Raw genomic sequence first — 24,516 nt, 5'->3', positions numbered from 1 at the left:
TTACTGCCACGAACCGACGTCGGCGTCGTTGCCGTCGCCGCCCGCCTTGTTGTCCGCGCCGTAGCTGAACACGTCGATTTCGCCGTGCACGCCCGGATTCAGATATTGATACTGCGCGCCCCACGGGTCGGCCGGCAGACGTTCCAGATAGCCGCCGTCCTTCCAGTTGTTCGGCGCCGGTTCCGTGGTCGGCTTCTCGATCAGCGCGCGCAAACCCTGCTCTTGCGTCGGATAACGGCCGTTGTCCAGGCGATACAGCTTCATCGCCTGCATGATGGTGCCGATGTCCTGTTTCGCGGCGACGCGGCGCGCCTCGTCCGGACGACTCATGATCTTCGGCACGATAAGCGCGGCGAGAATGCCGAGAATGGCGATCACCACCATGATTTCGATCAGCGTGAAGCCGCCCTGACGGCGCGCCTTTGCAACGTTCATGCGGCGTTGTGTCCACAATTGCATGACTACTACCTCTTGATATGAATCCGGGGCTTGCGCCCGCTGTTATTGAAAATTCCCGCCGAGCATTCTAGCGAGCGCGTTCGCATGAACACGCGAACGAACCCGCCGCGCGGCGCTTTAGCGCACGTAGATCGTCGGTCCAGGAGGCATCTGCGGCAGGAAGATCTCCGACTTCGAGCCGTTACGATCGATGATGATCGAACGCGCGCGCACTTCCGAAAGCTTCACGCCTTGCGTGAGCGGACCGCCGAGCGAGATCGCGCGGGCCGGCTCGCCGCCATAACTGACGATAGCCGCCGCGCCGTGCTGCAGGGCCAGGATGCCGAACAGATGCACATCCTGATTCGCTTGCCGTTCCAGTTGTCCGCCGAATATAGTCGCGGCCTGTTCCACCGACGGCGTGCGCGTGGCGGCGGCAGCGGGCAAGGGCGCGGTCTGCCGCGAGGTCAGCGTGACGACCCAGTACGTCACGGTCACGCAAAAGAGCGCGAGGGCGGCGAGCGATATCAGGCGAATTTGCAGGCTGTTCATTACTGCACCAGATTGTTCAGTTCGATGATCGGCAGCATCACCGCGAGCACGATCACCAGCACGACGCCGCCCATCGCCAGAATGAGCAGCGGTTCGAGCAGACTCGTCAGGAACATCGTGCGACGTTCGAGTTCGCGCGCTTCGCCTTCGGAGGCGCGATCGAGCATGGTGGTGACGTCGCCGGTGGCTTCGCCGGAGCGGATCAGATGCACCAGCACGGGCGGAAACGTCTTCGTGTTGCCGAGCGCGCGCGATAGCGACGAACCTTCGCGCACGCGCACGATGGCGTCGTCGACGTTATTGCTCATTGCCCGGTTGCTCAGGGTTTCGCCCGCGGCCTGCAGCGCGCGCAGGATCGGCACGCCGGCGGCCGTCAGAATGGCGAGCGTGCTGGCAAAGCGCACGGTGTTATAGCCGCGCACCAATTTGCCGATGAGCGGCGCGGTGAGCAGCCAGCGGTCAAACGCCATGCGCGGCCCGGGCCGCGCGAGAATGCTCTTGACGATCCACGCGAAAAGCGCGACGCCGACCAGCATGGCCCACCAGTAATTCCGCACGAACGCGGAGAGCGCCATCATCATCACGGTGAGAACGGGCAGCGCCTGCTTGGTGCTGGCGAACACGTTCACGACCTGCGGCACGACATAACTCAAAAGAAACGTGACGATGCCAAGCGCGATGATCGTCACGATACCCGGATACGTAAACGCCAGAATGATCTTCTGTTTCAGCGCGTTGCGTTGCTCGATGTAGTCCGCGAGACGGGAGAGCACGAGACCCAGCTTGCCGGTATGCTCGCCCGCCGCGACGAGCGCGCGATAGATCTCGGGGAAGTCTTTCGGATGCTGCGCCAGCGCATTGGCGAACGAATGCCCGCCGAGCACTTCGGCGCGGATCGCGGCCATGAGTTCGCGGATGTAATCGCGCTCGGACTGCTCGGTCAGGACCGCGAGCGTTTCGCCGAGCGGCAAACCCGCGATCAAGAGGCTCGCGAGCTGACGCGTGAGAATGGCCTGCTCGCGCTGCGACAGACGCCGCCCGAGCGAAAGGCGTTGCTGCCGTTCGCCGCGCGTCCGCGTACCCGCCGCCTCGACGATAAGCGGCGTCAGACCTTGCGTGCGCAACTGGCTGCGCGCGGCGCGGGCGCTGTCGGCATCGAGCACGCCCTTTTGCGTCTTGCCCGCGTGGTCGATCGCTTCGAAACGGAAAGCCGGCATACGCGTTAATCTCCGCCCGTCACGCGCAGCACTTCTTCGAGCGACGTCACGCCGGTCGCCAGCCAGCGGTTGCCGTCCTCGCGCAGCGTGCGCATGCCTTGCTTGCGGCCCGCCGCGAGAATTTCGGCATCGGCGGCGTTGCGGTGGATCAGCGGACGGATTTCATCGTCCATCAGCAGAAGTTCGTAGACGCCGCGGCGTCCCGCGTAACCCGACTGGCCGCAGCGGTCGCAGCCCACCGGATGCCAATGCGTCACGCCGTCTTCCTCGACGCGCTCTTCCTTGCACACCGGACACAGTTGCCGCACGAGCCGCTGCGCCAGCACGCCGAGCAGCGACGATGCGAGCAGATACGGCTCCACGCCCATATCGGTGAGACGCGTGACGGCCGAAGCGGCGTCGTTCGTGTGCAAGGTCGCAAGCACCAGGTGACCCGTGAGCGACGCCTGCACCGCGATCTGCGCCGTCTCCAGGTCGCGAATTTCCCCGATCATGATGATGTCCGGGTCCTGCCGCAAAATGGAACGCAGCGCGCGCGCGAAGGTCATGCCGATGCGCTCGTTCACCTGCGTCTGGCCAATACCCGACAAGTCGTATTCGATCGGATCTTCCACCGTCATGATGTTGGTGGTGGTGGTCTCAAGCCGCGACATGGCCGCATAAAGCGTCGTGGTCTTGCCCGAGCCCGTCGGCCCGGTGACGAGCACGATGCCGTGCGGACGGCCGATCAGCTTGTCGAAGTTGACGAGCGTGTCGCGCGCCATGCCGAGCTTTTCGAGGTTCAGGCGTTGCGCGTCTTTTTCGAGCAGACGCAGCACCGCGCGTTCGCCGTGTCCGGTCGGCAGCGTCGACACGCGCACATCGACGGGACGCCCGCCCACGCGCAAGGTAATGCGCCCGTCCTGCGGCAGACGTTTTTCGGCGATATCGAGCTGCGCCATGATCTTGATCCGCGAGATCAGCGCGCCGTGCAGCGCTTTCTTCGGGCGCACGACGTCGCGCAACGTACCGTCCACGCGAAAACGCACGACCGACGCGTTCTCGAACGGCTCTATATGTATGTCCGACGCCTGTTCGCGCGCCGCCTGCGTCAGAAGCGCGTTGATCATGCGGATGATCGGCGCGTCGTCTTCCGATTCCAGCAGGTCCTCGACTTCCGGAATGTCCTGCATCAGGCGCGAGAGATCGACTTCGCCCTCCACTTCGCCGACAACCTGCGCCGCGCTACCGTCGTTGCGCGCATAGGCGGAATTGATGGCGGCGGCCAGTTCATCGGCGGATTTGCGCTGGATGGACAGCGCGCCGAAATTGCGCGCGACCTCCGCGAGCGCGGCGTCGGACGTGCGCTCGCTGATCCAAACCTCGATGTTGTCCGCATGCTGATGCGCGAGCAGTATCTGCCCGGTTCGCGCGAAGCTGTAAGGCACGAGCCTGGCCGCGAGCGGCGACGCTGCGGCCGGCGCTTCAGCGTTGTGGGCGAGATTCGTGCGATCGGCTTCGGCGTTCAGCGTATTCACGGCCGTGCTCCTGACGAACTGTTCGAATTGTTCGAACTGTTATCCAGCGGCGTGGTGCTCGGCTGATTGTTGGGCACCGCGTAATTGGTTGGCGCATTGCCGTACGGCGGCTGCTGCGGCTGCGGCAACTCCGAACGCTGCGGCGCTTGCTGATACGGCTGCGGCGCGGGACCCGCGTTCGGGTCCTGGGGCAGCGTCGTGCTCGGCGTACCGCGCGTCAGGTTGCTCCAGTCCAGCAGATTTTGGGCCGGGGCGCCACCGCCTTCGCTCGGTCCAAGCGGCTTCGGCGGCATGACCGGCACGTTCTGATCGCGAATCAGGCGGTTGTCCGTGGTCGAGCCGTATTGTTGCTGGCGCATGTAGTCGTAGCGCGTGTTGGCGATCTGCGAAGCCGTCGCCTGATCGCGCACGATCACTGGGCGCAGGAACACCATCAGGTTGGTCTTCGTGCGCGTCTTGCTTTCGCTGCGGAACAGGCTGCCGATGAACGGGATGTCGCCCAGAAGCGGAATCTTGCTGTTGTTATTGTTGTACTGATCCTGCATCAAGCCGCCCAGCACGACGATTTCGCCATCGTCCGCGAGAATAGTCGACTGCACGGAGCGCGTGTTGATGGTCACGCCGCCCGGATCGGTCTTGGTCGTGGCATCGACGCTCGAATCTTCCTGATAGATCTGCATCTTGAGCACGCCGCCGTCGGTAATCTGCGGCTTGACGTGCAAGGTCACGCCGACGTCGCGGCGGTCGAACGTGTTGAACGCCGTCACCGACGTCGCGGCGTTGGCGGTCGGCGTGGCGTAGGAGCCCGTCACCACCGGCACGTTCTGGCCGACGACGATTTTCGCTTCCTCGTTGTCGAGCGTGATCAGGTTTGGCGTGGAGAGGATGTTGGCGTCGGCGGACGTGGACAACGCCTGCAAGAGACCGCCGAGGCCGAACAGATTGCCGAAGCGGTGCAGCAAGCCGATGTTCAGGCCGTTCGCCAAAAGACCCGTCGAAGCGGTGATCGCCGACGTGTTTTGCGCGACGGCTGCGCCCTGCACGGTCAAATCGAAGATGTTGGTATTGCCCGAGCCAAAGCTCGTGCTGCCGTACACCGCGTTGTTGCCGCCGTTCGAAAGCAGCAGACCCTGCCATTGAATGCCGAGATTGGCCCCGGTGGTGGCCGAGAGTTCGACGATCAGCGCTTCGATATAGACCTGCGCGCGGCGCGCGTCGAGCTGGTCGATCACGGCGCGCAGGTTCCGATAGACCGGGTCCGCTGCGGTGATGATGAGCGAATTCGTCGCCGAATCCGCCTGGATCATGCCGCCGCCCGAGTCGTTGCCGTTGTCGCTGTCCTTGTTCGACGAGAAACCGCTGTCGCGATTGCCGCCCGATCCCGACATCGGGTTACTGCCGCTGCCCGAACTGCTGTTGCCGCCAAAACCGCCTGGCAACGGCGGCACGCCCGACGTGCCGGTGGAGTTCGACGAATTGCCGAGCCCGCCGCTCTGGCCGAACGAATTCGACGAGTTCGAGTTCGAATTGCTCGACGAGTTGTCGTTGCTGCTGCCGTTGCCCTTGCCCATCATGCCGCGCAGGGTCCTGGCAAGACGCGTGGCGTCGGCGTTGCGCAACGCCACGACGTGCATGTTGCCCGGCTGCGAAGTCGGCGAGTCCAGCTTCTTCGCTAACGTTTTCGCGGCTTCGAGCCGCGCGCTGCTGGAAGCGCGGAACATGAGCGAGTTGGTGCGCGGGTCGGCGGTGACGACGACCTTGAGCGTGGCGTCCGTGCTGCCGATCGTGCCGGGGTCGAGCAGCTTGTTCATCTGGTCGGCCACGTCGATTGCGTTCGCGTTCTTCAGCTGGACCAAGTCCACCTCGCGCCCGGCGGCGGTATCGATACCCGCGATGATTCCGGCGATCCGCCGCACGTTGTCGGCGTAGTCGGTGACCACGAGCGTGTTGTTGCCGGGATAGGCCGCGATGGTGTTGTTCGGCGAGATCAGCGGGCGCAACACCGGCAAAATGTTATTGGCCGATTCATTGCGTAACTGGAACACCTGCGTGATGACCTGATCGCCTCGCGCGGCAGGCGAGTTGCCGACATAGGTCGGCACGCCCTGCAGCTTGGCGTCGGCCTCGGGCACGACTTTCAATACACCGTGATCCTGCACCAGCGCAAAACCCTGCATGCGCAGTGAGGCTTGCAATGTCTTCAGCGCCTGATCCTCGGGTACCGGATTTTCCGAGACGAGGTTCAACTGCCCCTTCACCCGGGGATCGACGATGATTGTCTTGCCAGTGGCGGCGCCGATCGCCTTTGCGACCTGGTCGATATCGGCGTTGACGAAATTCAATGTCACTTGCGCGTGCGCGGCTTGCGCGACGATAAGTCCCGCCGCCAGCAGTGCCGTCGCGATGCGACGCAGTGCGATAGGTTGTCTTCTCATGAATGTGTTGTCTAAGCGAACTTCTCGGGTAAAGCCCGCTAAGGCAGCACCGCTCGTCAAGCAGAGGCGCCGCCGATCGTTTCCGGGCTAGCTTGCCCGGGCGACGATCATTTCAAAAAATTGTGACGATAGCAGCAACGCGTAACGAAATTATTCAAAAAATCGTTCAAGACCAGAATTTTCTCTAGCCGCCTTCGCTTACTGAATTCCGCCGCTCTCAAGCTTTCAACGAACTTGCCGATAAACCGCCTGTGAAGCCTTCACAGGCTGGCCCATGCGCGCGGGAGACGAATTGTAACCCGACTCGAAGTCTTATTATTCAGACGTTTAAGAACGCCTTCCGCCGCGCGGCTGGCGGAAAACGGCTGACCTATGGCGCGCCCTCGCCGGGGTGTATGTCTGGTGGCTAACTTATGGCGTCAAACTTCAGCGGGTATGATACGGGCGGTTCCGCATTCCGGGCGGCGACATCGGGGGTGGGTTTTCCCGATGCCATACGGCTGCGAGCGTGCTTTGACTGGCGCCGACGCGGATGAATGACGTTAGGCGCCCGGTCGCCGAAATGGCGGCGTGACGCTTTTCCGCGTGGGCGGATGGAGTAGAAAGAAGATGAAGAGATTCCTGCGATTACTTGCGATGGCCGGCGGCGTGATGCTCGCGGCTGCTTCCGCACACGCCGACTGCTTCGACGAGGCAGCGAAGTATCAAAAGGTCAATCCGCTCATCTTGCGCGCCATCGCCTGGCAGGAATCGCACAACAAACCCGACGCCATCAACAAGAACGCCAACGGCTCGACCGACTACGGTCTGATGCAGATCAACTCGATTCATCTCAACACGCTGGCTCAATACGGTATCTCCAGCGGCACGCTGATGGAACCCTGCAAGGCCGTGTACGTGGCCGCATGGCATCTGCGCCAGAAGATGAACAAGTATGGCAATTCGTGGCAGGCCGTCGGTGCTTACCATTCCGAAACACCCGCATTGCGCGACAAGTATTCCTCGCAGATCATCGATATCCTGCGTCGCTGGAAGTTGCTTCAGGCTTCCAAGTAAGTTCGGCCCGGCGCTCAGGCGCTTGCGTCCTTGCGCCTTTCATCTGCATTTGATGCAAAATCCCTTCTCCGACAGCGCGCACCGTTGACCATTGTCCGGCGTGTCGCTTCGCCTGTGCGCGGGCTTGCCGTTTGCCGCGTGTCCGCCTGCCTCCCAAATGCCGCTCGCCGGTCATCATCGCAATGAACTCAACGCCACTCCCAATCACCGTGATTTCCGGATTCACCGGCGCGGGAAAGTCCGCGCTCGTCAATGCCATGCTCGCCAACGATGAAGGCGTGCGCGTTGGCGCCGTTAGCGTCGCTCACGAAGCGGACCCGGTCGAAGCAATCGAGCGAGACATCGCAGCGCTTGCCGAACAGCAGCGATTCGATGCGATCGTCGTCGAGCTGCCGCCGTTCGTGAACCCGCTCGATATCGCGGAGCAACTTGCTTTCGGCGACGACGAGCAAGCGACGCTCGGCGGTCAGGCCGTGCTCGATACCTTCGTCACCGTGATCGATGCGGCGAGCTTCCTGCGCGATTACGCATCGACGGATTCGCTCGCGCAACGCGGCCTTGCATCGCACGATGACGCGCACGACGAAGGCAGGACGGTGGTCGAGTCGCTCATCGAGCAGATCGAATTCTGCGATGTCATCGTGATCAACAAGATCGACCTCGTCGACGAAGAGGCGCTCGAAACGCTCGCGAGCATTCTTCATGCGCTCAATCCGCGCGCGCTTCAGGTGCAGACGCAGTCAGGCAAGGCGCCCATAGCCGACGTGCTCGATACGAACCGCTTCGATTTGGACAACACGGCAAGCGCGCCTGGCTGGCTCGCAATTCTCAACGACGAGCATCCTTCGAACGGCGAGCCGGATGCGTCGGGTGTCGGGCATCTCGTCTATCGCGCGCGCCGGCCTTTTCATCCGCAAAGACTGTGGGAACTGCTGCATCGCGAATGGACGGACGTGTTGCGCGCCAAGGGATTCTTCTGGCTCGCCACGAGAAGCGAAGTGGGCGGGGCGTTGTCGCAAGCGGGCGGGACGCTGCGGCATGGTCCGGCGGGCGTGTGGTGGGCGGCGCAGGATCGCAGCGAATGGCCAACGGACGATCCCGAGCTCGAAGCGGATATCGTCGCGGAATGGTTCGGTGACCCGGATGACAACAGCGTTGGCGATCGCAGGCAAGAGCTGGTGCTGATCGGCCTCGATCTCGACGTGGCGGCATGGGACGCCAACTTCGATGCATGCCTGCTCACCGACGAGGAATGGCTGCTCGGCTCGGACGGCTGGCGGCATCTGAACGATCCGTTTCCTGCATGGGATATCGACGATCACGAGCATGAACACGGCGATCACGATCACGAGCACGGTCCGGATTGCGGCTGCGACGGCCACACGCACTAAGCCAAACCGCACGAGTCGAGCGCGCGAAAAAAAACCCGCCGAAGGCGGGTTTATGTGTTGCTGCGGTCTGTCTGCGCGCACGCGGATTAACCTGATTCCGAGGCGCCGCGCTAAGAGCGCGTAGCGCCACAATCGGCAAGAAACTTACCGCTTGTTCACTGCGTCCTTGAATGCCTTGCCAGCCGTGAACTTCACCGTCTTTGCGGCCGGAATCTTGATGGACTCGCCCGTCTTCGGATTACGGCCGGTGCGCGCTGCGCGCTTGCCCGAACCGAAGCTGCCGAAGCCGATCAACTGCACTGCGTCACCTTTCGAGACAGCCTTCTTGATCACTTCGAGCAGGGTGTCCAGCGTTTCGCCGGTTTGAGCTTTGCTTGCGCCGGTCTGAGCGGCTACGGCGTCGATCAATTCCTGTTTGTTCATTAAGGTTCCTTTATCAGTTTAGGTTGACACGAACAGCGCGAACGCGCCGATTATACGTGCGCGGGCCGTGCAGTCGAGTAGGGACGGCCTTCCGGCGCGCCTTTGCGACGAACTGGCGTTCTTTCGCGCCACTTCTACGGCCATGCTTCGCTTCATTGCCCTCGCGCCGCCTCTATACGCGGCGCTTGGTATGATAGCGCAGCGCAAACCCAATCAGGACAAGGGTTTCAAAGATTTACCCTTATATTTTCCGGGCTTGCGGGCGGTTTTTTTGAGCATAGAACTCCGGGGTGCGGTCCATGCTACGCGAGCTGATCATCGAATACGGGCTGCCGTTGGTTTTTGCCAACGTTCTGCTGGAATGCCTCGGTCTGCCGCTGCCAGCCTTGCCCACATTGGTTCTGACGGGCGCCATCGCAGTCACCGCGAGCCTCGGAAGAAGCGGTCTCACGGCCATGTTTCCCGCCTCCGCATTCGCGCCGCTCGTCGCTATCGTGGTGGTCGCAAGCACCGCCGCGTTGCTCGGCGACACCCTCTGGTTCTGGCTCGGACGCCGTTATGGCAGCCGCGTGCTGGGCGTTCTGTGCAAGCTTTCCATCTCGCGCGACACGTGCGTGAACCGCAGTCTCGACTTCTTCGGCCGCTTCGGCGTGCGTATTCTCGCGGTATCCAAGTTCATCCCCGGCCTTTCAACGCTGGCCATTCCCGTGGCGGGCGCGACCGGCGTCGGCTTCGGCACCTTTCTGTTTTATGACGCACTCGGCGCGATCCTTTGGTCGGGACTCGGCGTGACATTCGGCGCGATGTTCGCCGATCTCGTCGATAAAGCGCTCGCCCTGCTCGACTGGCTCGGTCGCGGCGTCCTGGCATTCGCGGTCGTCGTGCTCGCGCTATATCTCGGCGCGCGCTGGTGGCGCCGCGTCACGTTGTTGCGACGCCTGCGCATGGCGCGCATCGAGGTTGCGGAGTTGCGCGCGTTGCTTGCGAGTGAACCACGGCCGCTCGTCATCGATGTTCGTCGCGGCGAGCGTCGCGCGATGGACCCGTATGCCATTCCGGGCGCGCTGCTGCTCGATCACGGCGGCATCGCGGCGCAGCTTGCGGGCATCGAGCGCGATCTCAAGATCGTGACCTACTGCGATTGTCCGAACGAAGTATCCGCGGCGCTGGCGGCAAAAGACCTGATCGCGCATGGTTTCGACGATGTCGCGCCGCTCTTCGGCGGTTTCGAAGCATGGCGCGCCGCCGGTCACGCGGTCGAACCGATTGCGCTCGAAGGCACGATGCCCAACGCCTTGCATGCGGCCAAAGCGCCGTCTGTCTAGTACATGCTCGATGTCTTGCCGTCTTCGTCCGGTATAGCGGACGCCTTCGATTTACTTTCCTTTTCGCATGACCGAATCATCGTTGCCTACGGACAAGCTTTTCGAGCTGCACGATCTTCCCGCGCGCTGGCGGCATCGGCGCGTCTTTACTTTCGTCGATACGGAATTCGCGCACACCAACCGCGTTCTCGACATCTGGCGACGTTGGCGCGATGACAACGCGCGTTGCGAACGTCTGCATGTAGTCGTCATCGCGCCGTTGCATGCGCTCGATGCAGCGCCGTCGAAGAACGGCGACGCGCTCGCGGACGCACTGATAAACGCCTGGCCGATGCGCGTCTCCGGCATGCATCGGCTCGAATTCGATGCAGGGCGCCTGGTGCTGACGCTCGCCATCGGCGATCCGAACGACATGCTGTCGAGACTGTGGCTGCGCGCCGATGCTTTCCATCTCGACGCCGCCGCCTTCGACAATCCGCAATGGTTGTGCAAGGGCATCGTGCGGCTTGCGGGCGATGACGCAACCGTATCGGCGACGAACATCGCGGACGCCGCCTCGTTGCGACGCGCATTGGAGGCTTCGGGTTTCACGTGTGCCGACGACCGAAGCGCGCGCTTCGCCCCTCGCTGGCGCGTGCGTCGTCACGAACCGCCGCGCGCGTCCGCTGTCCAGTCGCGCGAAGCCATCGTGATCGGCGCGGGACTCGCGGGCTCTGCAATGACATCGCGTCTCGCGGCGCGCGGCTGGCATGTCACGCTCATCGACCGGCACGCGCTGCCCGCGCGCGACGCGTCGGGCAATCCGGCTGGCGTGTTTCATCCCATCGTCTGGCGCGATGACAGCGTCGCCGCGCGGCTCACCCGTGCGGGCTTTTTGTTCGCGCTGAGTCAGTGGCAAGCGCTCGAAGCGCGCTCATACGACTTGCAACGTAGCCGCGATGGCTTGCTGCAAATCGCGGACACGCCCGAAGACGCCGCCGCGATCGCCGACGCCATCGCCCGTTTCGCGTATCCGCGCGACTACGTGAGTTCGGTATCCAGCGCCGATGCATCGAGTATCGCAGGCGTGGATGTCGCGCGCGGCGGATGGTTCTTCCCGCACGGCGGCGCGATCTCGCCGGCATCGGTCTGCGCGGCGCAGCTTGCCGATGCCGGCGCCGCGCTGACGACGCGAATGAACACGGAAGTGGCGCGCATCGAACGTGATGGTGACAACTGGCGCGTCTTCGACACGCACGACGCGGAGGTCGCGCGAGCGCCGATTCTCGTGCTGGCGAACGCGCATGAAGCTGCGCGACTCGCACATCTCGATGATGCAACGACGAGCAGCGTGCGCGGACAACTCAGCGTCCTGGACAGCACCACGCTCGATGGATTGCGCGTTCCCGTCATCGGCGAAGGTTATGCGGTGCCTTTGGGCGAACGAGGCACGCTGATCGGCGCGACCTATGACATCGACGATCCCGATATCGAAGTTCGTGACGCAGGGCATCGGGAAAACATCGAGCGCGTTGGAGCCATGCTTCCGGCACTGCAAGCGACGGCGCATGTGAAGCAAGGCCGCGTCGCGTTCCGTTGCGTGACGAGCGACCGCATGCCGATGATCGGCCAGTTCGCCGATGCAGCCGCCGCGCGCGCCGACGCCGCCCGCCTCAAAGGCGCGTGGCCGCTCGACCTGCCGCGCATGCCGGGTTTGTATGGCGCGTTTGCCTTCGGTTCGCGCGGGCTCGTCTGGGCGACGCTCGCCGCGGAACTCATCGTCTCGCAGATCGAAGGCGAACCTTGGGTCATCGAACGCGAACTCGCCGAGTCGATCGATCCCGCGCGCTTTTTATTGCGAGCGCTGCGTCACGGTCAATTCGACGCAACGTAGTTATCCAAGCCGGGTTGTGGATAAGACCCGGGTTTACCGAAGAACGAGTTGTGGACTCGTTGTGCACGTAAACGGGACAACCCGCGCAAGTGCCCGAGCGTCCCGAAAGTTGTTCAAAGTTGACCGCCATGCCTGAACATGTTTACCGCTGCGTTCTGCTTTCCACAATCGCTTGTTTGGAAAGGAGAAATTCGTCTTATCCACAGGTGAGGCAGGTGCTTGTTAACTACTACTACATGTATATACAGTAAACCTGTAAACACCTGACACAGAGGCTATCGGAAGAGAGAAACGGAATCCGCAAACCGCCGGCCGGTCAGCCTTGCCGCCTTCACGCGTGCGCGGCTGTCGCTTTTACTTCATTAAAATCATGAGCCTGGACTTCCCTGTCACGGTCATCGAGGTATGGCACAATCGCGCTTCTTCCCGCGTCGCGCCGTTCAGACGGCGACCGCTTCAACGGAACGATGAGCGCGCGCCACGAATCTGATCAACCAGGGCCGCGCTGTCGTCTGGCCGTCGGCCCGCCTCCGGGCAAGCGCCGCTTGTCTTGCCCGCATCCGTCACCATCTCAATGCGCGCGAGTCGTAAGCCGCGCGATGGCGAGCCGGGTGCGTCGTCTAATTCGTGCACGGCTGGTTCCGTGACGCCGTGTTCGTTCGCTTTCGTTTCATTTGAATGAACTCATTCGCCTGAACAGGCGAGCCGCTCGGATGCGCCGCGCGCGCAAAGTCACGCAACAGAACGTGCATCCTCTGCTGCAACGAAGGAGAAGCAAACACGATGAATTCGGCCTTTTCGTTTTTGCCCGCCTGGCCGCTCGAACCCAATGCCATTCTTTGGGCAGGTCTTGCGCTCGTCACCGCCGGCCTCGCCGGAGAATTGCTCTGGCGCGCATGGCGTCTGCCGCGTATCACGGGCTATGCGGTCATCGGGCTGATCGCGGGTAACGCGGGACTCGGTGTGATCGACGTAAGCGCAGGCGCCATCTCACGGCCTCTGCTGGATGTCGCGCTCGGGCTATTGCTCTTCGAACTCGGCGGCCGGCTCGATTTGCGCTGGATCCGCCGCAATCCGTATCTGATTCTGTCGAGCATCGCCGAAGCCACGCTTACCTTCGGCTTCGTGCTGATTGCGTTGATGTTATGCAACGTGCCGACAATGCCTTCGATCGTCATCGCGGCCATCGCCATGGCGACGTCGCCCGCAATGGTCATCCAATTGAAGACCGAATTGCGCGCCGAAGGACAGGTCACGCAGCGTCTTCTCACGTTGACCGCGTTGAACAGCATGTACGCGGTGATCGTCGAAAAGCTCGCGGCCGGCGTGTTGCATCAGGAAATTTACGGCAATGCGTTTGCAACCATTCTGCAGCCGCTTTATCTGCTGATCGGTTCGCTCGTGCTGGCCTTCCTGCTCGCGCGTGCATGCAACCTGCTGTATCGGCGTCTGAATGCGAACGACGAGCACTCCTTCGTCGCGTTGTTCGGTCTCGTGCTGCTGGCTATCGCGATCGCGCATATCTTCAAGCTGTCGATCATTCTTGCGCTGCTTGCAGCAGGCATCATCGTTAAGAACGCTGATGAAAAGCCGCAACTCTGGCCTACGCATTTCGGTTCCGCTGGATGGCTGCTGACCGTCATTCTTTTTGCGCTGACACTGACGTCGTTCGAATGGCGCGATATCGCGCTTGGCGGTGTAGCGGCGCTCGCGCTGATCGTCGCGCGCTTCATCGGCAAGCTGGCCGGCGTGATGATTTTTGCGAAGCCGAGCGGGCTCGACTGGAAGCAGGGCGCGGCGTTGGGCGTCGCGCTCACGCCGATGTCCGCGCTTGCCTACCTGCTCGTCGACGACATGTACGTGCTTTATCCGAGCTACGACCCGACGCTTCGCGCGATCGTCATGTGCTCGATCGTCGTGCTGCAAATCGTGTCGCCGTTCCTGGTGTACCGTAGCCTGTCGGCGGTGGGCGAGCGGCGCGAATAGGCGCCGCACCGCACTGCACGGGCATTGAATTTTTTAGAGGCGTCATGGCACTCGAACCATTTATCGACTCCGAGCCGTTCACCTTCGGCGTGGAGCTTGAGATCCAGGTCGTCAATACGCACGACTACGATCTGACCCGCGCCGCGTCGGACCTCATGCGTCTCATCAAGGACGAAGAGATTCCGGGCAACATCACGCCGGAAATCACCGAAAGCATGATCGAGCTTTCGACCGGCATCTGCACGACGCATGAACAGGCCGTCACCGACCTGCGCAAGATTCGCGATACGCTGGTCGCGGCGGCGGATCAACTCAATGTCGGCCTTGCCGGTGGCGGCACGCATGCTTTTCAGCAATGGAGCGACCGGCAAATTTACGACGCGCCGCGCTTCCAGTACATCTCCGAACTCTATGGCTACCTGGCCAAGCAATTCACGGTGTTCGGCCAGCACGTGCATATCGGCTGTCCGGACCCGAATAGCGCGCTGTTTCTGTTGCATTCGATGTCGCGCTATATTCCGCACTTCATAGCGCTTTCGGCATCGTCGCCGTATATACAGGGTGTCGATACCGGCTTCCATTCGGCACGACTCAATTCAGTATTCGCGTTCCCGCTTTCCGGACGCGCGCCGTTTGTCCTCACGTGGGACAGCTTCGAGGAATACTTTTCGAAGATGGTGCACACGGGCGTCGTGAACAGCATGAAGGACTTCTACTGGGATATCCGGCCGAAGCCGGGTTTCGGCACCATCGAGGTTCGCGTGATGGATACGCCACTTTCTGTCGATCGCGCTGCGGCGATTGCTTGCTATATACAAACGTTGTCGCGGTATTTGCTGCTCGATAAACCGCTTACGCCGCAAGAAGACGATTACCTCGTCTACACATTCAATCGTTTCGAAGCTTGCCGCTTCGGTCTGGAAGGCACTTGTGTGCATCCGCAGTCGGGTGAGCGGCACACCATCGGCGAAGATATTCTCGCAACGCTGGATGTACTTGCACCGCATGCCGAAGCATTGGGTTCGCAAGCGGCGCTCGCGCAAATCGCGGACATTGCACGCGGTGGCATGAATGACGCCACTTGGTTGCGCGGTGTATTCGACAAAGAGAAGTCGCTCCATGAAGCCGTACGTCAGCAATGCCTGCAATGGCGCGCATGACGCTGCCCTTACACACGCATTGAAGTGAGAATCAAGACGAAAGGCCGTTTCGATGAAAGTCGAAACGGCCTTCGTGCTTTGAAACTTCGGTCTCGCTATGTTGTGTATGAAACGCGTGCATGCGGAACTTAGGAATAAGCTCGTTGCCTGAACGTTACGTGAATCGTTACGGCATCTCTAAGGTTTCCCGTGAGAAGTCCGTATACCTACGTAATAGAAGGTAACGAGGGCTGCGCGACGCTATGGGAAACGTTAAAAAGCGCTGCAAGGTCAACGAATTGGAAAAACGATAAGGCGGTGAATCAAAGTTGAATGGATGCGCGCGGCCAAGGATAAGACAAAGGGTGGTCGAAAGATGCCTTGGCTTATCGAGAATTCGCTCACAACCAAACGCTACGTTTTTCCACGGGTTATCCACAGTTTTGCGTGAATAATTAAGGTGTACGTTTGTTCTAGGTCGCTTAGAATGGCGACGTTGCCGACGGCGCGTCATAGTCGGCAAAAACATAGCGCCGCAACCGGTCACTTTGGACCCAAAGCAAGATTGTCGAGCAGGGTGGTGAAGTGGCTGGTGACAAGATGGCGCATAACGAAGAGGGTTGCATGTCCCCCATTCAGGCAAAGCGAATTGGCTTGGTACGCCTGAATTTTGAGACGGCGGGGACCACGACCTGAAGGCGGTCTTTGGAATACTGACAGCAGTGCACAGGCAGCAGGTTCCTGGGGCGGCTTAGGGGACGTGGTGTTCGTTGGTTAGCGAACATGCCGTCAAAACCCATAAGCGGAACAACAAGCGAAAGATCATGAGTGAAGGTTTATACGGAGAGCAGGCGACGGGGCGGGTGACCCACGGCCTGCTGAGGCTGAGCACAGCGATGCGCAGCCAGGCCTGGGAATGGGCGGAAGGCGCGGGGCTTACGCCAACCCAGGGTGAAATTCTCGTACTGCTGATGCAGCGCAAGGGGCCTATGCGCCTCGGCGAGATTGCACGGGAAACCGCGCTGACCGCCGCGACCACCAGCGACGCCGTGAGCACGCTCGAAGGCAAGGGGCTCGTCGAAAAGCGCCGTGCACTCGACGACGGTCGCGCACTGGCGGTGCGTCTGACCGCACGCGGCCGCACGGCCGCCAAGCGCGCGCTGCAATGGCCGGACTTCCTCGCGAAGGCAGTCGGCACATTGCGTGAGGAAGAGCAAGCGGCGCTTTACCGCAGCTTGCTCAAGACCATCCGGCAGCTCGAAACACAACAGCAGATTCCGGCGCATCGGATGTGTCTGTCGTGCGCGCATTTCCAGCCGAGCAAGAATCCGAAGAAGGTGCTGCATCATTGCGCACTGCTTCAGATCGACATGGCGGATACCAATCTGCGTCTCGACTGTTCGGTATACGAAGAAGCCGACGTCGCCACGCAGAAGAAGAGCTGGAAGGTCTTCGCGCAAATCGCCTGAACGGCAACGGCCCGGGACAACCCGGGTCGATCGGTGCAAAGGTACGCTGTGAGGCCGCGTCGAGTCGGTTAGACTGTGCGCGTCGCGCCTCCTGGCGAGGCGCGGCTCGTCTCTACTCCGCAGTCCGAGCCACGGAAACCCGCCGATGAAACATGAAGTCCTGGCGATTCGCCACGTCTATTTCGAAGATCTGGGCAGCCTCGAACTGGTCCTCGGCGACCGCGGCCATCTCGTGCGTTATCTCGACGTGGGCCGCGGACGCATAGACGCGCCCGATCCGCTCGATGCATCGCTCATGGTCGTGCTCGGCGGGCCGATCGGCGCCTACGACGATGCGCAGTATCCCCATCTGGCTCCGCTTTTGTCGATGCTCGAAAAGCGCATTGCGGCGGGCTTGCCGACTATCGGCATCTGTCTTGGCTCGCAGTTGATCGCGCGTGCGCTCGGCGCGCGCGTGTATTCGTCGGGAAAGCTGGAGCTCGGCTGGTCGCCGCTTGCGCTGACCGACGCCGGGCGCGCGTCGCCGCTGCGTCATCTCGAAGCCGATGGCAAACCCATTCCCGTATTTCACTGGCACGGCGACACCTTCGATTTGCCGCAAGGCGCGAGCTTGCTTGCATCGACGGAAGCTTGCGCGCATCAGGCGTTCTCGTGGGGCGAGCATGTGCTTGCGCTGCAGTGCCATCCCGAAGTGCTGCCAGACCGGTTCGAGAGCTGGCTCGTCACCTATCCCGCGGATATCGCCAGGAGCGGCGCCACGGCCGTCACGCTGCGTGAAGAGACGGCGCGCCACGGTCCCGCCCTCGAACGCGCGGCGCGCGCCATGTTCCACGAATGGCTCGACAAGTTTCCCTGCACCGAACGTCAGGGATGAAGGTCAAGGCGCGGATTGCGGCGGGTGGCACCGCATGCATCCTGCACGGAAGAAATCCCGATGCTATTCTCGATCGCATCTTTTCTCACCGAGCCTTCGACATGAGCGCGCTTTTCACTCCCAAGACCTTACGCAGCCTTCAGCTTCCCAATCGCATCGTCATTTCGCCGATGTGCCAGTACTCCGCCGAACGCGGCGAGGCCGCCGCGTGGCACATGATCCATCTGGGCCAACTCGCGCTCTCGGGCGCGGGCATGCTCGTCATCGAGGCGACCGCGGTCGAGCCTGATGGCCGCATCACGCCTGGCGATCTCGGTCTCTGGGACGACGCGACCGAAGCCGCGCTGCGTCCGGTCCTCGCGGCCATCCGCCAGTATTCGGATATCGCCGTGACCATGCAGCTCGCGCACGCGGGCCGCAAGGCGTCGAGCAACAAGCCGTGGGATGGCGGCCAGCTGATCTCGGTTGCCGACGGCGGCTGGATGACGCATGCACCTTCGGCCATTCCGCACAAGGAAGGCGAGACGCCGCCGCTCGCGCTCGATGCGGCCGGCCTCATTCGCGTGAAGGAAGCGTTCGTCGCATCGGCGAAACGGGCGGCGCGGCTTGGTATCGACGGCATCGAAGTGCATGCGGCGCATGGTTATCTGCTGCATCAGTTTCTGTCGCCGCTCGCCAATCAGCGCACCGACGAATACGGCGGTTCGCTCGAAAATCGCATGCGTTATCCGCTCGAGATTTTCGAGGCAGTGCGCGCCGCGTTTCCCGCCGACAAGCCCGTCGGCGTGCGCGTGTCCGCGACGGATTGGGTCGAGGGCGGCTGGACCATCGAGGACACGATCGCGTTCGCGGCGGAACTGAAGAAGCGCGATGTCGACTGGATCGATGTCTCGTCGGGCGGCGTATCGCCGCTGCAGAAGATCACGCTCGGGCCGGGCTATCAGGTGCCGTACGCACAGGCGGTCAAGGAAGCCACGGGCGTGACGACCATCGCGGTCGGTCTCATCACGGAGCCGCAGCAGGCCGAAGCGATCGTTGGTAGCGGCAAGGCGGACTTCGTCGCCATCGCGCGGGCCGCGCTGTACGATCCACGCTGGGCGTGGCACGCCGCCGCCGAGCTCGGCGCGACCGTCACGGCGCCGCCGCAATACTGGCGCTCGCAGCCGCGCGAACTGAAGAACCTGTTCGGCGACGTGGCGTTCGGCCAGCGCTAACCAACATCATCAGTCGATACCCACGGATACTCACGGGCCAGTTGTTCGACAGCGGCCCGGGAGTGTACGATAACGATTGAGTTGAACAGCACGTTCAACCATGCCAACGCGGCGCCTCAGCGGCCACCGCGTTTTTTTTATCCGCTTTCGTCGAGACGATCCAAGACGAAGTGGACATGAAGCCAACCCCACACCTCGTTTATTAAGGATTCGTTCGATGAGTTCACGCAGGATCACCGTCCGCCGCTCGGGAGTACATGGCAAGGGCGTATTCGCCGTGAAGCACATCGCGGCGGGTGAGCAGGTGATGGAATACAAGGGCGAGCGTATCTCGTGGAAGGAAGCGCTGCGCCGGCATCCGCACAATCCGGATGAGCCGAATCACACGTTCTACTTCGCGCTCGACGACGGCAGCGTGATCGACGGCAAGATCGACGGCAACAGCGCGAAATACATCAATCATTCGTGCAAGCCGAATTGCGAAGCCGAGGAAGTGGAAGGGCGCGTGTTCATCCACGCCCTGCGCGACATCGAGCCGGAAGAAGAGCTCAATTACGACTACGGCCTCGTGATCGAAGGCCGCATCACCAAGAAGCTCAAGAAAGAATACGAGTGCCGTTGCGGCGCGAAGAAGTGTCGCGGAACCATGCTCGCGCTGAAGAAATAGGCGCTTGCAACGCCATGGTAAAGAAGCCACTGCATGGAATCATGCCGTGGCTTTTTATTTTGCGGCGGCTGGCGCCGCGCCGTCCTTGAGCGGCATACGCACGATGAAGCGCGCGCCGCCTTCCGGAGCGTCTTCGTAATGCACCGTGCCGCCGTGCAGCGAGATGATGTCGTGAACGATGGCGAGCCCGAGTCCCGCGCCGCCTTCCACCATCTGACCGTCGCCACGAAAGAAGCGCTTGAAGAGATCGGGTTGCTGATCCGGCGGCACACCGGGACCGTTGTCCTCGATGACCGCTTCGCCGAAACGCTTGCCTTGCGCATCGTGCCAGTCGCCGATGGTCAGCGTGATGCGCGAACCTTCATGACGCGACGGCGGCACATACTTGAGCGCGTTGTCGATGAGATTCGCGATCACCTCGCGCGTCAGCACGATATTGCCGCGCGCCATCATCGGATGTTCGTTGTCGGGGTCGTCGAGACGCTGAAAGCCCAGATCCACGCCCGCCGACAACGCGCGCGGCACCCATTCCGCGCCGGTTTCGAACGCGAGCGTGGCGAGATCGAAGTCGGTGAAACGCGCGGCTTGTTCGCCCGGTTCGGCGCGCGCGAGCGAAAGCAGTTGATTCGACAAACGCACCGCGCGATCCGCCGATGCGCGCAGTTCCTTCACCGCTTCGATGGCCTTCGCCGGATCGCGCGAACTAAGCGCTTGCTCTGCGTGCAGCTTGACGGCGGTAAGCGGCGTGCGCAATTGGTGCGCGGCATCGGCGATGAATTTGCGTTGTGCATCGAGCGCGGCCTGAAGGCGCACGAGCAAGCCGTTCATGGCGCTCGTGAGCGGACGGATTTCGCTTGGCACGAAGGTTTCGTCGACGGGTTCGAGCGAGATGTGGGTCTGCTGGTTGAGCGTGTCGGCGAGATCGGTGAGCGGGTTCAATTGCTGATTTACCACGCGCCATACGATCACCCAGCCTGCGAGCAGCAAAAGCAGCAGCGGCATCATGATCGCGAAGAGAAACTCCACCGCGATTCTGTAGCGCGAGCCCACGCGCTGCGCCACTTCGACCACGATAGGATTGCCCGTCGGCTGCGGCACGCGCACTTGCGCGGCGCGCACGCTCACGCCCTGATAGTGCGTTTCGAAAACGTATGCATAGTGGATGCGCCGCACGGCGGTGCCGGTCAGCGGCAGATCGGGCTCGCCGGCAATTTCCTGGTCGCCCGTGCTGATGCGATAGACGAGCTGCTCCACCGGATCGGAGAACATCGCCTGGGCGAGCGGCGGAACGGTGACGGGGGCATCGACGCCCGCGAGCTGAATCTGCTTGGAGATGGCGGTGGCGAGATCCGCGAGAGAACGGTCCACCACGTGCTGCGTGTACTGCCACGCGAGCCAGTACGCCATCAGGCCGCTCATCAGCGCGAGCAGGGACAGCGGCGCGGCCAGGCGGCGCAACAGCGTGCGCCGCAGGCTCGGTGACGCGGGAACTTCGGTGGCCTTAGATCGCGCCAGATCGAGCCAATCTTCGCGGGCGAAACGCTGATCGCCCGCGCGCCGGGTGGGAAGTCGCAAACCGTTCTACCGCCGGGACGTCACGTCGCCTGACGGATCTCCTGAAGCAAATAGCCGAAGCCGCGCACCGTCACGATTTCCACACGCGTGTTTTCGAGCTTTTTGCGCACGCGATGCACATAAACTTCGATGGCCGTATCGCCGAGATCGCCGCCGAAATGTGTCAGGTGATCCTGCAATTGCGCCTTGCTGACGACGCGGCCATGACGCAGCAGCAGCATTTCCAGCACGGCGAATTCACGCGGCGACAGTTCGAGCGGACGCTCGTCGTTAAAGATGCGGCGATCCACGCCCGACAGACGCAAGCCGCCCAAGGTGACTTCGGGGCGCGGCACGTCGCCGTGCGGGCCGCTACGGCGCATCACGGCGCGAATGCGCGCTTCCAGTTCCTGCGGCTCGAAGGGCTTGAGCATGTAGTCGTCGGCGCCGCTGTTCAGCCCCTGCACGCGGTCATGCAGTTCGTCGCGCGCGGTGAGGATGATGACCGGCGTATGCCGGTTGCTCTGGCGAAAGCGCGCCAGAAGCGTCATGCCGTCGATGCCCGGCAGGCCCAGATCGAGAATGACCAGTTCGTGGCGGTTCTGCGCGAGCGCTTGCTCGGCGAAGATGCCGTCGTGGACCATATCGACCGTGAAGCCCGACTGTTCGAGGCTGCTCTGGATGCCGCGCGCAATGGGGCGGTCGTCTTCAATCAGAAGGATTCGCATGAACTCGCTCAAGTACGATGGGTTTAACCCGAGCCGGCGCCCAAGCCGGTGACATGCACGACGCGGCGGCGCGGGTTCGAGCCGGATCAAATCCGTTGATTCTCATGCGGCGTCGCGCGAACGTAACCTCGAGCCGCGAGCGGCCGTACACCGGATGACTTTCTGCCTGAACGTTGCCCAGGCTAGTTGCGCTGCTGATTGTACAGCGTCAGTCAGAAGTGCCGGTCGATCGGCCGGGTCCACGGGCGCGCGTCACGCGGCTACATTACACGCCCTTATAAATCAGCCTGCACGATCGAAAGATTTCAGCACGATTTCTTTCTTCAAGCTTCGCATCGGCTTCCATCCATGACGGGAAGCTGGCAAAAGGCGCTTTTCGATCCTTTCGATCATGTCACGGTTGGTAATACGGCTGTTACCTTGTCGGTTGCCGTAAGCAGGCGTTAAGCTCCGCGCGAAACGGCCCTTCGGCGCGTCGGGTATGTGAGTGATGGCATTTTCATGCGCTAAAGTCGCATCTTCGTTTTCGCTTTCGCTCGCGCCCAATCATGCTGGAACTCGATCATTTCGATCTCGCCTTGCTCGATGTGCTGCAACGCTTCGGCCGCGCCACGCATCAGCAATTGGGCGAGCAGGTGCCGCTGTCGCCGTCGCAGATCGGCCGTCGACTGCAGCGGCTCGAAGCGACCGGCGTGATCGAAGGATATCGGGTGGTGTTGCGGCCAGAAAAGCTCGGCCTCGGTGTGACCGCGTTCACGAGCCTGAAGCTCAAGCATCACGGCGATTCGATCATCGAGGAGTTTCAGCAGCAGATCGAGACGCTGCCCGAAGTGCTCGAATGCCACGCGACCGTCGGCGATGCGGATTACCTTCTGCGGATCGTCGCGCCCGATCTGAACGCACTTTCCACCTTCGTGATGAAGAAGCTGATGCGCGTTCCCGGCGTCGATAGCGTGCGCTCGAACATCGTTCTCACGACATTCAAGCGCAACGGTCCGCTGCCGCTAGGTCACTTGTCGACCGATTCCGCCTGAAGCGTCGGATTCAGCAAGTCGACATAAGCAACCGGCACCAGATCCGTCTGTTCCACGCCAAGACGCGCGAACATGGCGTGCGCCTCTTCCTCGCCGCCGGCTTCGTCGTCTTCCTGACCCAGCAGCACTTCGAGTTCGATGAAGTCCCCAAGCCCATCCACGCGATCCAGATGGATGCGCGTGCGCCCGACAAGATAGACATGCCTTTCCTTCGTGACGATGCCGCGCGTGGTCAGCGCCTGCGCGAGCAGCGTATGCATGGCTTCGGGATTCGTCACGGGACTGCGCGAGTAATACGAGACTTTCGGGCCGTCGCGGTCGTCGCGCTGATAGAAGATCAGCTCCGATGGCGTGCCGTCGTCGAACTGGCGCAACTTGAGACGGCCGGTGGGCACGTCGTAGAAGAAGTCCTGCTGGCGAAACACCAGCGGCCTGTCGGTGGCGAGCGCGGCGGCGCGCTCACGCAATTGGTCGAACTGATGAGCGCGTGCCTTGATTTCGATGTTGCGTGCCATGGAGGACTCCGGTTGAGCGGTTTGCCTTGAATGAAACATCTGCGCTCAAGCCTAGCAAAGTTTCGATGAAGGCCGCTTGAACTTCGCCTTACATCGACCATTGGGCGTCGATGAGCCGCAGCGCCGCCGCAATCGCCGGTTCCTCGCGGCGTTCGGCGAGCGTCACGAACGACAGTTGTGTCGATACCGTGACGCCCTCGACGATTGTCAGCGCATGCGCGTGCGCCTCCCGAAGCGCGATCGAATCGCGGGCGAGCGAAAGGCCCACGCCCGATTTGACGAGATCGAGCATCGACGGCTCCTGATCCACTTCGGCGACGATGGTCGGCGACGCGTTGGCATCGCGGAAAATCTGCGATAGCAGCCGGTTGTGTGCGGATTCCGGCGGCGTCCAGATCCACGGCAACCGCGCGAGCGTCGCCCAGTTGCGCTTTCCCTTGTTCACGCGGTTATGCCAGCCGGCGGGCGCGAGCACGCGATAGTCGAAGGGCGTCAGCCGCACGACATAAAAGCGCTCGCCATCGCGCGTGCCGTCCGCCGCAGGGTCGCCGATGTAGTAGCCGACATCCAGTTCGCGCGACTTCACGCGTTCGAGCACCCAGCCCGACATGCCATGCCGCAACGCCGTTTCAATGCGCGGATACGCTTCCACGAGTTGCCGCAGAAAGCCGCCAAGGCGCAGAAATTCGGGATCGAGGATCGTCCCGATGCGCAACGTGCCGCTCACTTCGTCGCGCAATGCGGCGGCGGCGCGTTGGACATCGGCGGCGGCGACGAGCGCGCGTTCCGCGTGCGGCAGCAGCGCTTCGCCGTCGCGCGTCAACAAAAGTCCGTGCGATGTCCGCGAGAACAGCACGACGCCGAGCATCTCCTGAAGATTCTTGATCTGGAGACTGACCGCTGGCTGAGTGACATGCAATTGCGCCGCCGCGCGCGTGAGATTGCCTTCGCGAGCGACGGTGATGAAAGCGCGCAGAAGTGTGTAGTCCATGCGCTGATATTAGCGCGACTTATATCGCCGATGAACATATCTCATTGGATTTGCTGCGGCTTGCGGCGTTACTCTCGCCAGACCATGCCGCGACAGACGGCATTGCCGGCCATCAGGA

Annotated in this window: 22 protein-coding genes; 11 read left to right on the top strand and 11 right to left on the bottom strand. The window is 62.1% G+C overall.

From position 1 onward, the window contains the following. From gspG to gspD, 5 genes are all read right to left on the bottom strand, one after another. A complete protein-coding gene (gene gspG, locus QCE79_RS14360) occupies positions 1–459 on the bottom strand; it encodes a type II secretion system major pseudopilin GspG (protein ID WP_244826642.1) in 459 nt (152 codons plus the stop codon). A gap of 117 nt (positions 460–576) precedes the next feature. After that, complete coding sequence (locus tag QCE79_RS14355; RefSeq protein ID WP_244826641.1) at positions 577–990, bottom strand: type II secretion system protein N; 414 nt, start codon at positions 988–990, stop codon at positions 577–579. Continuing rightward, positions 990–2,207, bottom strand: a complete 1,218-nt coding sequence (gspF, locus tag QCE79_RS14350; RefSeq protein ID WP_250492852.1) for a type II secretion system inner membrane protein GspF — start codon at positions 2,205–2,207, stop codon at positions 990–992. Before gspF ends, QCE79_RS14355 begins: the two co-directional genes overlap by 1 nt. Before the next feature lie 5 nt (positions 2,208–2,212). Next, positions 2,213–3,724 (bottom strand): type II secretion system ATPase GspE, encoded by a 1,512-nt coding sequence (gene gspE / locus QCE79_RS14345; protein ID WP_370652050.1) that lies wholly within the window; start codon positions 3,722–3,724, stop codon positions 2,213–2,215. Beyond that, complete coding sequence (gspD, locus tag QCE79_RS14340; RefSeq protein WP_250492893.1) at positions 3,721–6,144, bottom strand: type II secretion system secretin GspD; 2,424 nt, start codon at positions 6,142–6,144, stop codon at positions 3,721–3,723. The genes gspE and gspD overlap by 4 nt, the downstream gene beginning before the upstream one ends. Before the next feature lie 624 nt (positions 6,145–6,768). On the opposite strand from gspD, the gene QCE79_RS14335 reads away from it, so the two are divergent. Together QCE79_RS14335 and QCE79_RS14330 are read left to right on the top strand one after the other, a co-directional pair. Beyond that, entirely contained in the window at positions 6,769–7,215 is a 447-nt protein-coding gene (locus QCE79_RS14335; protein WP_250492851.1) for a lytic transglycosylase domain-containing protein, read from the top strand. Positions 7,216–7,397: 182 nt separating this feature from the next. Continuing rightward, entirely contained in the window at positions 7,398–8,606 is a 1,209-nt protein-coding gene (locus tag QCE79_RS14330; protein WP_309845002.1) for a GTP-binding protein, read from the top strand. 144 nt (positions 8,607–8,750) lie between these two features. On the opposite strand, the gene QCE79_RS14325 is transcribed toward QCE79_RS14330, so the two are convergent. Beyond that, positions 8,751–9,029 carry an HU family DNA-binding protein gene (locus tag QCE79_RS14325; protein WP_008352404.1) on the bottom strand — a complete coding sequence of 93 codons (279 nt, stop codon included), beginning with the start codon at positions 9,027–9,029 and terminating at the stop codon, positions 8,751–8,753. Positions 9,030–9,328: 299 nt separating this feature from the next. On the opposite strand from QCE79_RS14325, the gene QCE79_RS14320 reads away from it, so the two are divergent. The 8 genes from QCE79_RS14320 (at position 9,329) to QCE79_RS14285 (ending at position 19,576) form a co-directional block, all read left to right on the top strand. Next, complete coding sequence (locus QCE79_RS14320; protein ID WP_309844999.1) at positions 9,329–10,354, top strand: DedA family protein/thiosulfate sulfurtransferase GlpE; 1,026 nt, start codon at positions 9,329–9,331, stop codon at positions 10,352–10,354. 82 nt (positions 10,355–10,436) lie between these two features. Next, the gene (gene mnmC / locus QCE79_RS14315; RefSeq protein WP_309844995.1) at positions 10,437–12,227 is read left to right on the top strand and encodes a bifunctional tRNA (5-methylaminomethyl-2-thiouridine)(34)-methyltransferase MnmD/FAD-dependent 5-carboxymethylaminomethyl-2-thiouridine(34) oxidoreductase MnmC; all 1,791 of its coding nucleotides are present in this window, start codon (positions 10,437–10,439) and stop codon (positions 12,225–12,227) included. Between the two features lie 783 nt (positions 12,228–13,010). Beyond that, positions 13,011–14,213 carry a cation:proton antiporter gene (locus QCE79_RS14310; RefSeq protein ID WP_250466215.1) on the top strand — a complete coding sequence of 401 codons (1,203 nt, stop codon included), beginning with the start codon at positions 13,011–13,013 and terminating at the stop codon, positions 14,211–14,213. Between the two features lie 44 nt (positions 14,214–14,257). Further along, positions 14,258–15,373 carry a YbdK family carboxylate-amine ligase gene (locus tag QCE79_RS14305; RefSeq protein ID WP_244826634.1) on the top strand — a complete coding sequence of 372 codons (1,116 nt, stop codon included), beginning with the start codon at positions 14,258–14,260 and terminating at the stop codon, positions 15,371–15,373. Positions 15,374–16,176: 803 nt separating this feature from the next. Next, positions 16,177–16,821 carry a MarR family winged helix-turn-helix transcriptional regulator gene (locus QCE79_RS14300; RefSeq protein ID WP_244826633.1) on the top strand — a complete coding sequence of 215 codons (645 nt, stop codon included), beginning with the start codon at positions 16,177–16,179 and terminating at the stop codon, positions 16,819–16,821. Positions 16,822–16,966: 145 nt separating this feature from the next. Beyond that, on the top strand, positions 16,967–17,695 hold the full coding sequence (locus QCE79_RS14295) for a glutamine amidotransferase (RefSeq protein ID WP_250466213.1): 729 nt from the start codon (positions 16,967–16,969) through the stop codon (positions 17,693–17,695). 101 nt (positions 17,696–17,796) lie between these two features. Next, positions 17,797–18,909 (top strand): NADH:flavin oxidoreductase/NADH oxidase, encoded by a 1,113-nt coding sequence (locus QCE79_RS14290; protein ID WP_309844988.1) that lies wholly within the window; start codon positions 17,797–17,799, stop codon positions 18,907–18,909. 217 nt (positions 18,910–19,126) lie between these two features. Further along, positions 19,127–19,576, top strand: coding sequence for an SET domain-containing protein (locus QCE79_RS14285; protein ID WP_244826630.1), 450 nt, complete (start codon positions 19,127–19,129; stop codon positions 19,574–19,576). A gap of 54 nt (positions 19,577–19,630) precedes the next feature. Here the strand turns inward: QCE79_RS14285 and QCE79_RS14280 are convergent, their stop codons facing one another. The 3 genes from QCE79_RS14280 to QCE79_RS14270 form a co-directional block, all read right to left on the bottom strand. Further along, positions 19,631–21,151, bottom strand: a complete 1,521-nt coding sequence (locus QCE79_RS14280; RefSeq protein WP_404989352.1) for a sensor histidine kinase — start codon at positions 21,149–21,151, stop codon at positions 19,631–19,633. Positions 21,152–21,171: 20 nt separating this feature from the next. Next, the gene (locus QCE79_RS14275; protein ID WP_244826629.1) at positions 21,172–21,858 is read right to left on the bottom strand and encodes a response regulator transcription factor; all 687 of its coding nucleotides are present in this window, start codon (positions 21,856–21,858) and stop codon (positions 21,172–21,174) included. A 282-nt stretch (positions 21,859–22,140) separates the two neighbouring features. Further along, complete coding sequence (locus tag QCE79_RS14270; RefSeq protein ID WP_309844984.1) at positions 22,141–22,404, bottom strand: hypothetical protein; 264 nt, start codon at positions 22,402–22,404, stop codon at positions 22,141–22,143. A gap of 2 nt (positions 22,405–22,406) precedes the next feature. On the opposite strand from QCE79_RS14270, the gene QCE79_RS14265 reads away from it, so the two are divergent. After that, complete coding sequence (locus QCE79_RS14265) at positions 22,407–22,892, top strand: Lrp/AsnC family transcriptional regulator (RefSeq protein WP_244826627.1); 486 nt, start codon at positions 22,407–22,409, stop codon at positions 22,890–22,892. Here QCE79_RS14265 and QCE79_RS14260 read toward each other — a convergent pair. Both QCE79_RS14260 and QCE79_RS14255 read right to left on the bottom strand, forming a co-directional pair. Continuing rightward, on the bottom strand, positions 22,868–23,407 hold the full coding sequence (locus QCE79_RS14260) for a class IV adenylate cyclase (protein ID WP_244826626.1): 540 nt from the start codon (positions 23,405–23,407) through the stop codon (positions 22,868–22,870). The genes QCE79_RS14265 and QCE79_RS14260 overlap by 25 nt on opposite strands. A gap of 88 nt (positions 23,408–23,495) precedes the next feature. Continuing rightward, the gene (locus tag QCE79_RS14255; protein WP_250509686.1) at positions 23,496–24,398 is read right to left on the bottom strand and encodes a LysR family transcriptional regulator; all 903 of its coding nucleotides are present in this window, start codon (positions 24,396–24,398) and stop codon (positions 23,496–23,498) included. Positions 24,399–24,516: the final 118 nt, after the last annotated feature.

It is taken from the genome of Caballeronia sp. LZ003, assembly GCF_031451465.1.
Taxonomy (GTDB): domain Bacteria; phylum Pseudomonadota; class Gammaproteobacteria; order Burkholderiales; family Burkholderiaceae; genus Caballeronia.
This window is presented reverse-complemented; position numbering and strand designations above follow the sequence as displayed.

Coding starts and splice junctions, on each gene's coding strand:
- QCE79_RS14320 (WP_309844999.1), top strand. CDS start 9,329: ATGCTACGCGAGCTGATCATCGAATACGGGCTGCCGTTGGTTTTTGCC.
- QCE79_RS14290 (WP_309844988.1), top strand. CDS start 17,797: ATGAGCGCGCTTTTCACTCCCAAGACCTTACGCAGCCTTCAGCTTCCC.
- QCE79_RS14325 (WP_008352404.1), bottom strand. CDS start 9,029: ATGAACAAACAGGAATTGATCGACGCCGTAGCCGCTCAGACCGGCGCA.
- QCE79_RS14305 (WP_244826634.1), top strand. CDS start 14,258: ATGGCACTCGAACCATTTATCGACTCCGAGCCGTTCACCTTCGGCGTG.
- QCE79_RS14310 (WP_250466215.1), top strand. CDS start 13,011: ATGAATTCGGCCTTTTCGTTTTTGCCCGCCTGGCCGCTCGAACCCAAT.
- QCE79_RS14265 (WP_244826627.1), top strand. CDS start 22,407: ATGCTGGAACTCGATCATTTCGATCTCGCCTTGCTCGATGTGCTGCAA.
- QCE79_RS14285 (WP_244826630.1), top strand. CDS start 19,127: ATGAGTTCACGCAGGATCACCGTCCGCCGCTCGGGAGTACATGGCAAG.
- QCE79_RS14355 (WP_244826641.1), bottom strand. CDS start 990: ATGAACAGCCTGCAAATTCGCCTGATATCGCTCGCCGCCCTCGCGCTC.
- QCE79_RS14295 (WP_250466213.1), top strand. CDS start 16,967: ATGAAACATGAAGTCCTGGCGATTCGCCACGTCTATTTCGAAGATCTG.
- QCE79_RS14275 (WP_244826629.1), bottom strand. CDS start 21,858: ATGCGAATCCTTCTGATTGAAGACGACCGCCCCATTGCGCGCGGCATC.
- QCE79_RS14330 (WP_309845002.1), top strand. CDS start 7,398: ATGAACTCAACGCCACTCCCAATCACCGTGATTTCCGGATTCACCGGC.
- QCE79_RS14335 (WP_250492851.1), top strand. CDS start 6,769: ATGAAGAGATTCCTGCGATTACTTGCGATGGCCGGCGGCGTGATGCTC.
- gspF (WP_250492852.1), bottom strand. CDS start 2,207: ATGCCGGCTTTCCGTTTCGAAGCGATCGACCACGCGGGCAAGACGCAA.
- QCE79_RS14255 (WP_250509686.1), bottom strand. CDS start 24,398: ATGGACTACACACTTCTGCGCGCTTTCATCACCGTCGCTCGCGAAGGC.
- QCE79_RS14300 (WP_244826633.1), top strand. CDS start 16,177: ATGAGTGAAGGTTTATACGGAGAGCAGGCGACGGGGCGGGTGACCCAC.
- gspG (WP_244826642.1), bottom strand. CDS start 459: ATGCAATTGTGGACACAACGCCGCATGAACGTTGCAAAGGCGCGCCGT.
- QCE79_RS14260 (WP_244826626.1), bottom strand. CDS start 23,407: ATGGCACGCAACATCGAAATCAAGGCACGCGCTCATCAGTTCGACCAA.